At 61.6% G+C, this 13,699-nt stretch carries 14 protein-coding genes; 8 read left to right on the top strand and 6 right to left on the bottom strand.

All coding sequences use genetic code 11. The features are described 5' to 3' along the window. Positions 1 to 19: 19 nt before the first annotated feature. Positions 20 to 757, bottom strand: coding sequence for a DUF1080 domain-containing protein (locus tag ACILSQ_RS08220; protein ID WP_395743117.1), 738 nt, complete (start codon positions 755 to 757; stop codon positions 20 to 22). 194 nt (positions 758 to 951) lie between these two features. On the opposite strand from ACILSQ_RS08220, the gene ACILSQ_RS08215 reads away from it, so the two are divergent. Further along, positions 952 to 1,368, top strand: a complete 417-nt coding sequence (locus tag ACILSQ_RS08215; protein WP_395743116.1) for a VanZ family protein — start codon at positions 952 to 954, stop codon at positions 1,366 to 1,368. A gap of 16 nt (positions 1,369 to 1,384) precedes the next feature. On the opposite strand, the gene ACILSQ_RS08210 is transcribed toward ACILSQ_RS08215, so the two are convergent. Together ACILSQ_RS08210 and ACILSQ_RS08205 are read right to left on the bottom strand one after the other, a co-directional pair. Then, positions 1,385 to 2,575: an NADH-quinone oxidoreductase subunit H gene (locus tag ACILSQ_RS08210; RefSeq protein WP_395743115.1), complete on the bottom strand. Its 1,191-nt coding sequence runs from the start codon at positions 2,573 to 2,575 to the stop codon at positions 1,385 to 1,387. A gap of 107 nt (positions 2,576 to 2,682) precedes the next feature. After that, entirely contained in the window at positions 2,683 to 3,066 is a 384-nt protein-coding gene (locus ACILSQ_RS08205; protein ID WP_395743114.1) for a DUF4282 domain-containing protein, read from the bottom strand. Between the two features lie 193 nt (positions 3,067 to 3,259). On the opposite strand from ACILSQ_RS08205, the gene ACILSQ_RS08200 reads away from it, so the two are divergent. From ACILSQ_RS08200 to ACILSQ_RS08170, 7 genes are all read left to right on the top strand, one after another. Further along, positions 3,260 to 4,261, top strand: a complete 1,002-nt coding sequence (locus ACILSQ_RS08200) for a TraR/DksA family transcriptional regulator (RefSeq protein ID WP_395743113.1) — start codon at positions 3,260 to 3,262, stop codon at positions 4,259 to 4,261. A gap of 23 nt (positions 4,262 to 4,284) precedes the next feature. Beyond that, a complete protein-coding gene (gene rpmG / locus ACILSQ_RS08195) occupies positions 4,285 to 4,458 on the top strand; it encodes a 50S ribosomal protein L33 (protein ID WP_395734657.1) in 174 nt (57 codons plus the stop codon). Positions 4,459 to 4,476: 18 nt separating this feature from the next. Further along, positions 4,477 to 4,716, top strand: a complete 240-nt coding sequence (rpsR, locus tag ACILSQ_RS08190) for a 30S ribosomal protein S18 (protein WP_395743112.1) — start codon at positions 4,477 to 4,479, stop codon at positions 4,714 to 4,716. 90 nt (positions 4,717 to 4,806) lie between these two features. After that, positions 4,807 to 5,604, top strand: a complete 798-nt coding sequence (gene folE2, locus ACILSQ_RS08185; protein WP_395743111.1) for a GTP cyclohydrolase FolE2 — start codon at positions 4,807 to 4,809, stop codon at positions 5,602 to 5,604. A gap of 200 nt (positions 5,605 to 5,804) precedes the next feature. Further along, positions 5,805 to 6,854, top strand: coding sequence for an L-threonylcarbamoyladenylate synthase (locus tag ACILSQ_RS08180; protein WP_395743110.1), 1,050 nt, complete (start codon positions 5,805 to 5,807; stop codon positions 6,852 to 6,854). Next, a complete protein-coding gene (murJ, locus tag ACILSQ_RS08175) occupies positions 6,851 to 8,521 on the top strand; it encodes a murein biosynthesis integral membrane protein MurJ (RefSeq protein ID WP_395743109.1) in 1,671 nt (556 codons plus the stop codon). Before ACILSQ_RS08180 ends, murJ begins: the two co-directional genes overlap by 4 nt. 6 nt (positions 8,522 to 8,527) lie before the next feature. Then, positions 8,528 to 9,127 carry a hypothetical protein gene (locus tag ACILSQ_RS08170; RefSeq protein ID WP_395743108.1) on the top strand — a complete coding sequence of 200 codons (600 nt, stop codon included), beginning with the start codon at positions 8,528 to 8,530 and terminating at the stop codon, positions 9,125 to 9,127. Positions 9,128 to 9,175: 48 nt separating this feature from the next. Here the strand turns inward: ACILSQ_RS08170 and ACILSQ_RS08165 are convergent, their stop codons facing one another. Genes ACILSQ_RS08165 through ACILSQ_RS08155 form a run of 3 tightly spaced genes read right to left on the bottom strand, consistent with a single transcriptional unit; the run spans position 9,176 to position 13,698 of the window. Continuing rightward, the gene (locus ACILSQ_RS08165) at positions 9,176 to 10,438 is read right to left on the bottom strand and encodes a PHP domain-containing protein (RefSeq protein WP_395743107.1); all 1,263 of its coding nucleotides are present in this window, start codon (positions 10,436 to 10,438) and stop codon (positions 9,176 to 9,178) included. Between the two features lie 55 nt (positions 10,439 to 10,493). Continuing rightward, entirely contained in the window at positions 10,494 to 12,953 is a 2,460-nt protein-coding gene (locus tag ACILSQ_RS08160) for a DUF4838 domain-containing protein (RefSeq protein WP_395743106.1), read from the bottom strand. Between the two features lie 49 nt (positions 12,954 to 13,002). Continuing rightward, positions 13,003 to 13,698 carry a hypothetical protein gene (locus ACILSQ_RS08155; RefSeq protein WP_395743105.1) on the bottom strand — a complete coding sequence of 232 codons (696 nt, stop codon included), beginning with the start codon at positions 13,696 to 13,698 and terminating at the stop codon, positions 13,003 to 13,005. Between the last annotated feature and the right edge of the window lies 1 nt (position 13,699).

Genomic DNA, 13,699 nt, shown 5'->3' with positions numbered 1-13,699 from the left:
TGCACTCAACAAAGCACGGCTACTTGGTTTCGACGAGCTTGAAGTTTTTGAACTGAACGACCATCGGCGGGCCGGCGTGGATCTGCAGCGCCAGCAGGCCTTCCTTCGGCGCATTGGCGGCGTCCTCATCCGTCACGTCGATGGTCTGCATTCCGTTGATGAAATGCTGCACATGGTTCCCTTTGGCCACGATGCGGTATTCATTCCAGCCTTCGTCCTTGATCGCGGCCTGGATGGCGGCGCTGTCTCCCACGCTGCCGGTCACTTCCACCACGGCCTTCTTGCCGCCGTCTGCGGCGGGCTTGATCACCGTCTTTTCACCGCGCTTGGCCAGGATGCCGCGGCCGCGCTCTTCGTAGAGGATGCCGCTGTAGGTCTTGCCTGCTTCGAAGTCGGCCTGATAGCCGCTGATGATGGGGCCGTTTTCACCGGCAGGCAGCTCCTTGCTGCGGTACTGCAGGCCGGAGTTTCCTTTTTCAATGCGGTACTGAAACGTCAGCTCAAAGTCGCCCACCGTGCCGCCTTTCCAGACGAGGAAGGTGTTGTGCTTGAGGATGCTCTTGACCGGGGCGTCAGGTTTGGCCGGATCAGCCGGAGCCGCCGGCGTCTTGCCGGTGATGGCGCCATCCTGCACGCTCCAGAGCTCCTTGTTACCCTCCCATCCGGTCAGATCCTTACCATTGAAGATTTCCTTTTCCTCCGCATTGACGAGGGAGATGGCGGCAAAAAAAGCGGCGAGAGCGAGGTGCGGTTTCATGAAAAAGAAGTGGGTCAGGTTGGTGAACGGGCGAGGAGTAACGCCAGCGCCGGAGCTTGTCTATCGGTTTGCAGGCAGCTGGCGGCAGCGGGCTTGGAATCGATCCCCAAACAACTGAAATGCCCGATCAGCCTGATCATTCGTCATCTGGAAATGGAAATGTCCGCGGATGCCTGCTATGGACGCCGCGCAGCATGAAACTCCCCGGCTTTCTCTTCACACCCGCTCTCTGGCGTTTTCTGGTGCTGCTGTGGTTTGGCACGCTGTACTGGCTTTCGTCCCAGCCCCACCTGCCCTCTCCCGCGTCGTTTGAAGGCGTGGACAAGCTGGAGCACACCACCTACTTCGCTCTCGGCGGCGTGTGCTTCCTGCTCAGCCTGCGCCTCGGCGGGCTCGCCCGCACACCGGTCGTCGCCATTGGGATGACCGTCCTGTTCTGCGGCCTCGTCGGCGCCTTTGACGAATGGCACCAAACCTTCACCCCAGGCCGCAGCGGCGGTGATGTGTGGGACTGGACCGCCGATCTCTCCGGCGGCTTTGTAGGCGCGTTCATCGTCCTCGCCGCCAGCCGCTGGCTGCCACGGCGGGAACCTCAGTTGCAGCACAACTGAGCAACCGTGTTCCGCCTCACTTCAGCGGAAACAGCCACATCAGAACCGCCGTCAGGAACACATTCGCCAGCGCGAGCTCGAAGAAGACCTTCCAGCCGAGGGCCATGAGCTGGTCAAAGCGGAAGCGGGGCAGCGTCCAGCGGATGACGATGAAGAAGACGATGAAGGCAAACACCTTCCCAAAGAACGTGGCGATGTGCAGGAGGCCGGTGTAGAGCGGCGTATGGCCGGGCTCGAAGTGAAGCTGAAGCGGAATGATCTTTTCCAGATACGGCCAGAAGGGAATGCTCCAGCCACCGAGGAAAAGCGTCACGGCCATGCCGGAGCCGATGATCATCGCGGCGTATTCGCCCATAAAGAAGAGGGCGAACTTCATGGAGCTGTACTCGGTGTGGTAGCCGGCCACGAGCTCCGTTTCGCACTCCGCCAGGTCAAAGGGCAGGCGGTTCGTCTCAGCAAACATGGAGACGGTGAAGATGCAGAAGGAGATGAAAACGGGGATCAGCAGCACCCAGCGGGAGAGGCTGAGGCCCTCGCCCCAGAAAGGCAGCAGCAGCCAGCCATTGGCATCCTGAAAGGCGGACATCTTGGTCATGTTCAGCTCGCCAAAGATCATCAGCACCGGGATGATGGAAAGGCCGAGCGACATCTCATACGAGATCATCTGCGCACTGGCGCGCACGCCGCCGAGGAAGGGGTATTTGGAGTTTGAGGACCAGCCTGCCAGCACGATGCCGTACACGCCGATGGAGGCGATGGCGAAGGTGAAAAGCGGACCCACGCTGAGGTCGGCAATCACCATCTTGATGGGCTCCACCACGCCGAGGAAGGAGAGGTTCAGCTCGCTGCCGAAGGGCAGCACCACGCAGGTGAGCAGGGCGGGCACCACCGTCATGCAGGGAGCCAGCCAGTAGTAAAAGGTGCGCACGTTCTTCGGCACAAAGTCCTCTTTGAGGATGAACTTCAGCCCGTCTGCCGCCGCCTGCATCAGCCCGCCGATGCCGAAGGGCTGCCAGTCCTTCTTGAAGCCAAACAAGGTCAGCGGGACGCCCACACGGTTCGGGCCCACGCGGTCCTGGATCACGGCGGAGATGCGGCGCTCAAAGTAAACGGCGATGGACACCAGCGGCAGGATGACGAGGAAGGTCAGGAAAACGATCTTCCCCAGCGAGGCGGCGAGCGCAATGAGATCGAAGGTGGCGAGCATGGGAGTGTACATCGGCAGGTCGATTATCAGGACGCAAACCAGAGGGGCAACCGCAATTTGTGAAAAATTTCACAAGCGGGCCCCCACGCCCCCTTGGGTGCCATTCCTCAGCGCACTGGGTCTGTAAACTTCCCCGACTTCGTCACAGGGCGCGCAGCGGGCTCATCGCCCAGCGGGGCCAGGTGGTCGGCGATGCGGAAGATCGCCAGGATCAGCTCAACGGTGACACGAGCCACGATGAGGTAGAGCAGGAAGGCCAGGGGGGCGGTGACCATCTGGAAGAGGCCGGTGAAGGTGCCGGTGGTGAACCCGCTGAACATGTAGGAAACAGCATAAAAGAGCGCCGCCAGCAGGCTCAGCACGTACAGCATGCGCACCAGACGGGGCGTCACGAAGCGCTTGAAGGAGAGGTCCAGCACCAGGTCAAGCACGGCGCGGATCTGCTGCCAGAGGCTGGAAAGCACGGAACTGGAGGGGGGCTCGGCGTTCATGCCGTCCAGAGTAGGCCCGGGTCCGGCGCGCGCAACCCGTCAGATCACCTGCAAACGGGAACCTTGGAACAGCGTTGGAATACTGGTTGCGTGTACTGGGAACCGCAGCCAGAATCCGCGCCTCTTTTTCCGCCCTGTGCCCAGGTGTCTTAAAATAGAGACGTTCATCGACTAACCCACCACCGTCAAAGCCATGCCTGCGAAATCCAAGAAACCCGCAGTTAAAAAGCCCGCTGCCAAGCCCGTGAAAAAAGCACCGGCCAAGGCGGTCAAGTCGAAGAGCAAAACCGTTTTGAAGAAAGCGGCTCCCAAAAAGCCCGCACCGAAGAAACCCTCCCCCAAGCCTGTGAAGAAACCCGCCCCTGCAAAAAAAGCCCCCGCCAAGAAAGCCGCTCCAGCAAAAAAAGCAGCTGCAAAAGCCGCACCACCCGCCAAGAAGCCCGCCGCCAAGGCCCCGGCTAAAGAAGTGAAAGCCGCCGCCAAGCCCGCCCCGGCACCCGCGAAGGCCGCCCCTGCGCCCGCGCCCGCCCCGGCTCCGGTCAAGGCCGGCAAGCCCGCCTCCAAGTCTGCCCCTGCGCCCCTGGCGCCCAAAGGCCGCATCTCCGGCTCCACCACCGGCACCCCGCGCTCCCGCGTGAACCGCGAAGAAGAAGGCATCACCATCGAGATCGCCAAGGGCCCGGTGAAGATGACCCCCTTCCTCAAAAAGCAGAAGCAGCGCCTGGTGGAGCTGCGCGACGCCTACCTGAACTCCATCGAAGGCGTGGCCAGCGAGACCATCCGCAATGAAAACGGCGACGCCTCCGCCTTCGGCATGCATCAGGCCGATGCCGGCAGCGACGCCTATGACCGCGACTTCGCCCTCAGCCTTCTCGGCAAGGAGCAGGACGCCCTCTATGAAATCAATGAGGCTCTCAAGCGCATCGAGACCGGCACCTACGGCGTCTGCGAAGGCACCGGCACCAAGATCCCGGAAGAGCGCCTGGAGGCCATGCCCTTCGCCCGCTTCTCCGTCGCCTACCAGGAAAAGATCGAGCGCAGCCAGATGAGCGGCCGCTGGAGCCGCCCGGTGCACTCCCTCTTCGGCCTCGACAACGCCGACGACGCCGCGGACGACGACAAGGACGAGGATGATGCCGCCCCGGCCTCCTCCAACAACAACTCCGGCGAATCGCTTGACTTCTCCAAGGAATAATCTAGCCTCCGCCCCCCAAATTTATGCCGCGAGAAATCATCACCCTTGAATGCACCGAAGCGAAAGCCGCAGGTATGCCGCCCTCCCGCTACGTGACCACGCGTAACAAGAAGAGCGTCCGCACCCCGGGCCGTCTTGAGAAGGTGAAGTTCAACCACTACATGAAGAAGCGCACGCTTCACCGCGAAACCCGCTAATTTTTACCCAAGACTGCCATGCAACCGAAGACCAAAGAACGCATGTCCAACTTCCGCCGCGCCAATCGCAAGATGCCGCGCCGCCGTGTGGACATCCCGGTGGAAAAGATTTCCTACACCAATCCTGAGCTGCTCGCCCGCTTCACCACGGAGTCCGGCAAGCTCATCCCCCGCCGCATCACCGGTCTTCCCGCCTGGCTGCACCGCAAGGTGGTGCGTGAGGTCAAGCGCTCCCGCGCCGTCAACCTCCTGCCCTGATTTGCAGGCCTGCCCGTGAAGGGTTTCTTTTGATCCGCTTCCCACTGCTGCCTTGTGCGGCAGTGGGAAGTTTCATTTCCAGCTCAGCCCATGTCCGCCCTTACCGACACCCAGAACGAACGCGATGACCGCCGTCTGCCCATCGACCGTGTGGGTGTGCGCAGCCTGCGCTTTCCGCTGAGCATCCGGGACCGCGACTCCGCCCTGCAGCACACCGTGGCCACCGTCTCCCTGGCCGTGGATCTTCCGCACCATTTCAAAGGCACGCACATGAGCCGTTTTGTGGAAGTGCTGCATTCCCACGGCAAGGAGCTCACCGTCTCCAACATCGTCGCCATGCCGCGCGAGCTCATGAAGAAGCTCCACGCTGACAAGGCGCACGTGGAGATGAAGTTCCCCTACTTCCGCGCCAAGAAAGCCCCCGTCACCGGCGCCGAGGGCCTGCTGGACTACGGCGTCATCTTTGAAGTGAACGCGGACAAAGGCAGCACTGACTTCGTGCTCACCGTGGAGGTGCCCGTGACCACCCTCTGTCCCTGCTCCAAGGCCATCAGCGCCCGCGGTGCGCACAATCAGCGCGGCACCGTGACCCTCGCCGTGCGTTTCAGCGAACCCATCTGGATCGAGGACTTGCTCGAACTCGTGGAGTCCAGCGCCAGCAGCGAGCTCTACAGCATCCTGAAGCGCCCGGATGAAAAACACGTGACCGAAGCCGCCTACGACAATCCCGTCTTCGTCGAGGACCTCGTGCGCAATGTGGCCATCAAAGCCAAGGCCCACCCGCGCATCACCTGGTTCCGCGTGGAGGCGGAAAACTACGAATCCATCCACAATCACAACGCCTGGGCGATGATTGAGGGGGGCGCCCCTCCCGCGGCGAAGGCGTGAGGACAACTGCGTTTTATGGGAGTCTTCGCACGCTCAGAAATTGTAAACTGGGAACTGAAAACTGAGAATTGTAAAATGACCTGAGGCCAGACGCTCGCGCTTTGCTCCAGTTTATTGCATCACCCTTCGTCTCCGGACCAATTTAGAATTTTCAGTTTTCAGTTCTCAATTTTCAGTCCTCCTTCGTTCTCTTCCCGCCCATGTCCACCTACGTCACCGCCGTTCTTCCCACCGACCAGCCGCCGCTCATGCACCAGGCCGTCGATGAAGCCGTGCGCCTGCTGCGCGAGGGCGAAGTCGTCGCTCTTCCGACAGAGACCGTTTATGGCCTCGCCGCGAATGCGCTGGATGCCTCCGCCGTGGCCAAAATTTTTGAAGCCAAGGAGCGTCCCACCTTCGACCCCCTCATCGTCCATCTCGCCAGCAAGGACCAGATCGACCTCGTGGCCGACATCCCGCCGGAGATCGCGCCGGCGGTGAAGAAAATGATCGAGCGCTTCTGGCCCGGCCCGCTCACCATTTTGCTGCCAAAGAAGCCCGTCGTGCCGGATCTCGTCACTGCCGGCCTGCCCACCGTGGCCGTGCGCGTCAGCTCCAACCCCATCTTCCGCCGCGTCATCACCGGTCTGGGCAAGCCGCTCGCCGCACCCAGCGCGAACCGCTTCGGCTCCATCAGCCCCACCTCCGCCAGCGCGGTGTTTGCCGAGCTGAATGAGCGCATCCACCTTATCGTCGATGCCGGCGCCTGCATGTTTGGACTGGAGTCCACCATCATCAAGATCGAGCCCGCCACGCCGAAGATGCTCATCACCGTCGTGCGTCCCGGCCCCATCACTCCGGAGGATTTGAAAGCCTACGGCAAGGTGCTCCACGCCAAACGCACCGTGGTGGATGAAGCCACCGAGGCCCCCGGCCAGCTCGCCTCCCACTACGCTCCCAAGACGCCTCTCCGCCTGCTGGAGCGCCCCCAGGATTTCATTCCCGAAGAAGGCAAGCGCTACGCCCTCATGAGCTACCGCGGCGAGGAGAAGGACGGCTACCTCAATCTCTGCGACTGGGAGGAAGTCATGATGCTCAGCCCCGGCAACGGCAAGCTCCCCGAAGCCGCCGTGCGCTTCTTCCACATCCTCCGCCGTCTCGACGAACTCGGCGTGGACGAAATCATTGCAGAACCGTTGCATGAACATGGCATGGGAATCGCCATGATGGACAAACTGCGGCGTGCTTCTGTCCGTCGCTACTCCGCATGAGTTCAGAAAAAAAAGACTCCAGCTCCCAGGCACGCTCCACCGGGATCGTCTCCATCGCCATCCTTTGCAGCCGTGTGCTCGGCCTTGTGCGGGACCAGGTGCTCACCGGCATGTTCGGCTCGTTCTTCAACGGCCTCTTCACCGCCGCCTTCCGCACGCCGAACATGCTTCGGGACCTCTTCGCCGAAGGCGCCCTTTCCACCGCGTTTGTCACCACCTTTTCCAAGAAGATCAAAAACGAAGGCGACGAGGCCGCCTGGCAGCTCGGGCGCAAGATGCTGGCCCTCTCCCTCTGCTTCATGTCCATGGTGGCCGTGGCCGGCGTGGCCCTCGCCCCCTATCTCGTGCGCCTGCTAAACATAGGCTGGGTGCTCAAAAAAGTGGAGAACCCCGTCAGTGCGCTGCCGGACGGCTGGACGCTTGAGCGCGCCACAGAGCTCACCGTCGAGCTCGCGCAGATCATGTATCCCTTCATCACCATCGTCTCCATCACGGCGCTGGTCATGGGCATGCTAAACTCCAAAAAAGTCTTCTTCATTCCAGCCGTAGCCTCCGCTTTCTTCAATCTCGGCTGCATTGTCGGCGGCCTCATCATGGCCTGGATCATCGATCCCGCTTTCCGCAATGGCGGTGTGGTGACAGACCGCGGGCTGGCCGGCTTCGCAGTCGGCACTCTGATTGGCGGCGTGCTGCAGCTCGCGGTGCAGATCCCCTCCCTGCGCCGTGTGGGCTTCCGCTTTGGGCTGGACTTCAAATGGAATGACCCGGGAGTGAAGGAAGTGCTGCATCTGATGTGGCCCTCCCTCATCGCCGCCAGCGGCACCCAGGTCTCTGTGCTGCTCAATTCCATCTTTGCCTCCTGCGTGGCCGGGCAGGGCAGCAATCTGACGTGGCTTTCCATCGCACAACGCCTGCAGCAGCTTCCGCTGGGGCTTTTTGGTGTCGCCGTGGCCACCGTCACACTGCCCATGCTCTCCCGTCTTGCCACGGAGGGGGTCACGCCCGCCTTCCGCCAGACGCTGGCCAAAGGCCTGCGCCTGGTGCTCTTCCTCACGCTGCCCTCCGCCGTGGGCATGGCGCTGCTGGCGCCGGAGATCGTCAGCGTCATTTTCGAGCGCGGAAAATTCACCAGCTTCGATGTGGCGCAGTCCGTCGGGCCGCTGCGCGCGGCCGCGTTTGGGCTGGTCTTTTACGCCTGCATCAAGGTGGTGCAGCCAGCCTTCTACACCATCGGCCGCCGCTTTGTGCCGATGCTGGCCAGCATCGGCGTCATCCTCTTCACGGCCACCGCCAACTCCATCACCGTCTTCGTTTTGGAGTGGGGGCATGCCGCCATCGCCTGGGCCACCGCCTTTGGTCTGCTGCTGAACTTCCTGACCCTTTACGTCTGCATGCGCAAGTTTGCCCATGGTCTGGAGACGGGCTCGCTCCTCGCCGGCCTGGTGCGCCTGATCATCGCCGTGGCCGCCATGGCCGGCGTCTGCCTGACCGCCAAATACACGATCCTTTCCGGCTGGAGCCACCTGCGGCTCCTGGGGCGCTGCGGAGTGCTCGGCCTTACCATCGCCGCCGCCGCCGCCGCCTACTTTGCCGTCACCCGGAAGCTGCGGGTGGAGGAATCCGGCGAATTTCTTTCGTTGCTAGGCCGCCGCTTTGGCAAAAGGTAGCCGGCCATGCCGCTCCAACGCTTCTGGTTCCAGACCGCCGCCTTCCTGATCCTCGTGTGGGCCGGCGTGGCCCTGGTCATGTGGTCCACGGAGGATTATGTGTTCTCGCCGGAGAAGACCCTGGCCCTCATGGAGAATGCGCCGTGGCATGCGAACGAAAACCTCTCCGAGGCAAAGCGCCAGGCCTACCTCGACAAGGTCATCCACTCCGTGCTCAAGCTCGACTTCAACCAGCGCAATGAGATGCGCGAGGACGGCCTGGAGACCATGGACCGCTTTTTCAAGTCCCTAAGCGTTGAGGAAAAGGGCGAATATGTGAACCGCACCGTGGAGGAAAACTTCAAGGCGGTGATGAAGGGCCTGGAGAAACTGCCTGCCGAGGACCGCAGGCGCATCATCGGCGGCATTCAGCGCGAGATGAAAAAGAAGGCTGCGAAAGACTCCGAGATGCAGATCATTCTGGACCAGAGCCCGGCGGAGTTTGAGAAATCCTTCACCAAGGACATGGGCCTCTTCTTCAAAGAAGCCCCTCTCTCCATGAAACTGGAGATGGCGCCCATGCTTGAAGGCATGCAGGGCCGCATGCAGGGCATGCGGATGCGGTGAAGCTGTCCAGTTGCGCTGCCACTGGAGTCTTGTTGCGGCGCAACAAGACTACTTCTTCCACCCCATCGGCTGCGTCCACGCCATCTGCATCTGGCCGGGGAAGGAAGGCTTCTCATACGGCTTTGAGGAAGTGATCACCGCGCGGAAGTACAGCTCCTTGCCGCTGGGCTTCCACACCACCTCCGTGCCTTCCACGGTGGCAAAGGTCTTGCCGATGTCATCGGAGTACAGCAGACGCGGCGGATGCAGGTCACCTTCCACGGGAGGGGCGGGCCGCGTCGTGGCATCAAACCCCGGCAGCGTGCCGCGGATCTCCGTGGTGTACTTGATCCCCGGCTCCGCATGAATGCGGATGCGCAGCTCGCCGTCTTTAAAGCTCACATCGTCCAGCGTCACGCCGGAGGAGGCGTAGAAGTCGCCGGCCTTCATCGCTTTCACGATCTCGGCGGGATCCAGGCTCGCCGCACGCACCATCACCCAGCCGCGGCCGGGGCCGTTTTCTTCGCCATGGTAGCGGTGGGAGTCATCCGTGCCCACGCCATACAGCGGCGGCGCCTTGAACTCGGTGATGCGCAGCGTGTTGGCCACGTCCCAGATCTTCTCATGGCCCATGCGGGAGGCATCGCCAGGGTAGTTGATGGTGGGATGGCCGTTGTAGATCTCCCAAAAGTTTTCCTCCAGCACCGCCGCGAGATCTTCCGCAGACAAGGCCCAGCGGAAGTTCGGATGATTAATATGCGCGAGCATCGGCACGCCCAGCCGTTTGGACTGCTCATTCACCATCTTCAAATTGGCCCGCATGACTTCTTGAATGCTCGTGAGGTCTTTGATGGGCGCGATCTCCTCCCGCAGATTCACCGCATTCAGATGAATCGGCACCTTGCCGATGCCGGCGCTGATCTCCTCCGCCTGGATGATGAGAAACTTCCCCGGCTCCTCAAACTTCGGGCGGTATTCCTCCAGCTTTTTCAGCCGCACCTCCGTCACGCCATCCTTCACGCGCGTGGTCACCCATTCATCGCCGAAGCGGGCGCGGTATTTTTCCATCGTGGTCTTGCCCAGGATGCGGCGGCGTTTCTCGATGGCGGGCTCGCTCATCCACACCTCTTTCGCCTGGAGCACGTTGTGGTCGGAAATGGCCAGGAAGTCATAGCCATGCTGCTTGTACCAGTCCGTGATCATCTCCGGAAAGTCATTGCCATCGCTCCACAGCGAATGCGTGTGCGTGTTGCCCTTGTACCACTTGGTTTGCTGGGCGGAGGCGGTGGAAATCAATCCGAGGGCGAGGAGGCAGAAAAAGGTGGGACGCATCCATTCCGAACGCAGCCAATCCGGCGCATCTCACGGCAAATTTGTGGCGGATTCTTTACCGCCCCCAGAGTTTTGCGAGCTTTTCGGGCACGTGGAGGTCACTCTTGCCGGTGGGAGAGAAGGCCGTGCGCTCCACCTTGCCGTCGCGCACACGGCTGCGGCCGAGATTGAAGTACCATGGGAAGAGTTCCTTGGGCCGGGAGCCATCAATGCCCGTGTTGGGATCCAGGACAAAAGCATCATCGCCAACGATCGGAAGCCTCATCTCGATGCTCCAGCGGTCCGAACCACGATGCACGGCGATCTTGGCGCCGCTGGTCCAGACGAGTCCGCGGCCGCCAGGGGCGTGGTCGATATCATACACCGCGCCGGCCGGGTTGATGGAGATCTCATAGTAGCTGCGCGAGGACGTCTCGATCAGAAGGGTCACATGGTCGCCCTTCAGCAGTTTGGGATCGTCGTTTTGGGTCGTGCTGGTTTGCAGCCCCTTCATGTCCGGCTCCAGGCAGACGATGCCGATGTGCAGGGTGCTGCCATCGCGCTGAATCTGAAAGCTGCCGCCGCATTTCGGCTGCGGATCTTCGGGCCGGAGCTTGATCAGCGGTGCGATGCGCACATCCCCCCACCAGAGTTTGTCCACATGGCCGTCGAGGGGTTTGCTGCCGAGCGGCTTTGCACCGGTGTTGGAAGTCTCAAGCACGCGGTAGGAGAGGTCGGTTTCATGCTTGCGGCTGAGCTGCAGGCGCAGGGCTGCCAGAGGTTTCATGGTGTCCATGATCTGCTGAATGCGGCGGCCCGGAAGGGTGGCCGGATCCGCGGCGGCCTTTGCCCTGGCGAGCAAGTCGAACGATTCACCGATCTTCACGGCATCAGTGTTCATGTGCATCCAATTGGCCTCGGCATGGGTCACAAACGCCCGCATCGCGTCTGCCGCCGGGCCGTAGTAGTTCGTGAAATAATCCGCCAGCATCGCATTCACATCCTGGTTCACATCCCAGTAGAGCCGCGCCGTGAGGTAGAGATTGAGGTGCTCGATGGCGAGGTCGTTGTAGCCGAAGGATTTCTCCGTCTCCGTGGGATGCGCGTAAACCTCCACCAGCTCTCCGAGGCTGATGCCTTTCAGTTCACGCAGGTCACGGCTGATCTGCTGTGTGTAAATCACCGGGCGTCCGACCTGCTCCGGGCGTGCATTGGTGCAGAAGTCCCAGCTGATGTACGTGCCGGATGGCAGCTTCTTCAGCCATTCGGCGCGCCATTGCCGGCGCTCCTGCCATTTCGCCTCGTCCCAGAACTCCTGCCGATGCCTGACATCAATGAGCGCGAGGTTGGGGCTCATTTTTTTAATCTTCAACGGCGGCTGCGTGTAAGCCCCGTAGGCCAGGGCGCTGACGAGCCGGTCTGGGTGGCTGCGGTTCAGCTCCAGAGCCACACGATTCAGGTAGCCCCACACGTGGTCGGACATTGTACCGCTCCAGCCGCGCTCCGGTGTGAGCTGCGCCATCCACGCGGGATCGTCGGAGGTCAGGCCGCTGTAGCCGTCCACGAGGTCGATGTTATGCATCGGCTCGCGAAAGTGATCAAACATCGCGCGCACATGCTTCACCTGTTTTTCAAACAGCAGTGGAGAGAGCAGATTGGGGATGCCTTCGCTGCGAGTGCTCCGTTTGCCCTCCTGAAGCAGATACATCTCCGGGTGCGCCTTTTTCATCTCATCGCGCATGATCACAAACTTCAGCCCGTGGCAGATCTGTGGGAAACCTGCGATCTCCGCGCCGAAGTTGAGGCCGAGCCGCAGATCCCAAAGAGCCCTGTCGCCAATGCCTGTGTGCTGCGTGTAGTAGGAAAAGCGGCGAAATCCGAAGTCGGGCGTCACTGTGCGGTCCACCTGCGGCAGCGGAATCGTCGTCACCTTCGGCACCACCTCGCCGATCTCCCCAGGTGCGAACCAGCGGCAGCCGAGGCCGCGCAGGAATTCATTCACGGCATTGAAGGTGCCTGCGTCATCCATTTCCCAGATGTCGAGCTCGGCGTGATAGCGCTGGTAGAGCTCGCTGGCGGCATTCCAAAAGGTGTCGCTGGTGATCTTGTCCCACTCGGCATTCACGCGGGCGGCTTCGTTTTTGTCCCGCTTCCGCCCCCAGGGCTCGATGGGCACAAAGTCCTTGTCTGCTCCCAGCAGGGCCAGCCAGCCTTCTCCTGAGGCCATCCGGAAGGCACCATGCTTCAGCGTATCTGTCGCAAGGCCGAGCGCATGGGTGTGGCGGCTCATTCCCACAAAGATCGCGGCCTTCCCAGGTGTGCGCTCCGTGACCACCGGCAGTGTCGCGCCGGACATTTTTGCCACATAGCTTTGCAGCTCTTTCGCCGCCAGCTTCGCCATCCGCGCGGGCTTTTCGCCGATGACAATTTCCGCCAGCGGCCTTCCATCTTCGACGATCAACGAATCTGCTCCATGCAGCGGGAGTGGCGAAGCAAGCAGGGCAGCGGCGAGAAAGGAGCAGACGCACTTCAGCATGAGAAAGGGTGAGATTGGGGTCTCACCAATACATCGACGAAGCAGAAATCTATCGCCTCTGTGCTTTGCGGACGATCCAAACGCTGAGCAAACCCAGCGTGACGAAACCCGCAATGATCCACAACGCGTGGCGCCGCAGCCGTGTCAGCTCCGCAAACGCCGCAGGGTCTCCGGTCACGGCAAGAAACCGCTGAGATATTAAAGGCGAGGCCTGCCGGAGCAGCGCCAGGTCGGCCTCGGTCACTTCGTCCGGCGTCAGCGCGAGGCGGCGCAGAATGTCCGGCAGCGCGGCGGTGCGTTCATTCAAAACCATGAGCTCTTCAGGATCGAAACACGGCTCCTTTTCGGAGAGGCGCAGCAGGAGCACGAGCCTCTGTCCCTTTTTGAAATGCCACAGCCTGCCCCAGTCGTCGTCGAGAGGTGCGTAGGGTGACTGCTCGTAGCCGGCCTTGAGCAGGGCTGTTTTCACACCGTCGAGCTCTGGCAGAGTGCCGAATGCGGACTCCACCTGCAGCCTGCACGATTCGGAGAGATGAGTCGCCTGCGGCTGCGGATCCACTTCAGCGGCCACCTCCATGACGGTGCCCACTAGAAAGGCACGAAACAGTTCTCCTTCCGGCACCCTCGGCGGGCCTTGGATCACCACCTCGCGCTGGCTGGTTCCCACCGCGATCTCAGGCAGGGGCCCGCCATAGCCTGCCGTGCACGCCGTCGTGCAGAGAAGGAGAAAGGCGGGCCAGCGCATC

Source organism: Prosthecobacter sp. (assembly GCF_044227185.1).
Classification (GTDB): domain Bacteria; phylum Verrucomicrobiota; class Verrucomicrobiia; order Verrucomicrobiales; family Verrucomicrobiaceae; genus Prosthecobacter.
The sequence above is the reverse complement of the archived record's forward strand: the minus strand, read 5'-3'. Positions and strand labels throughout refer to the sequence as shown.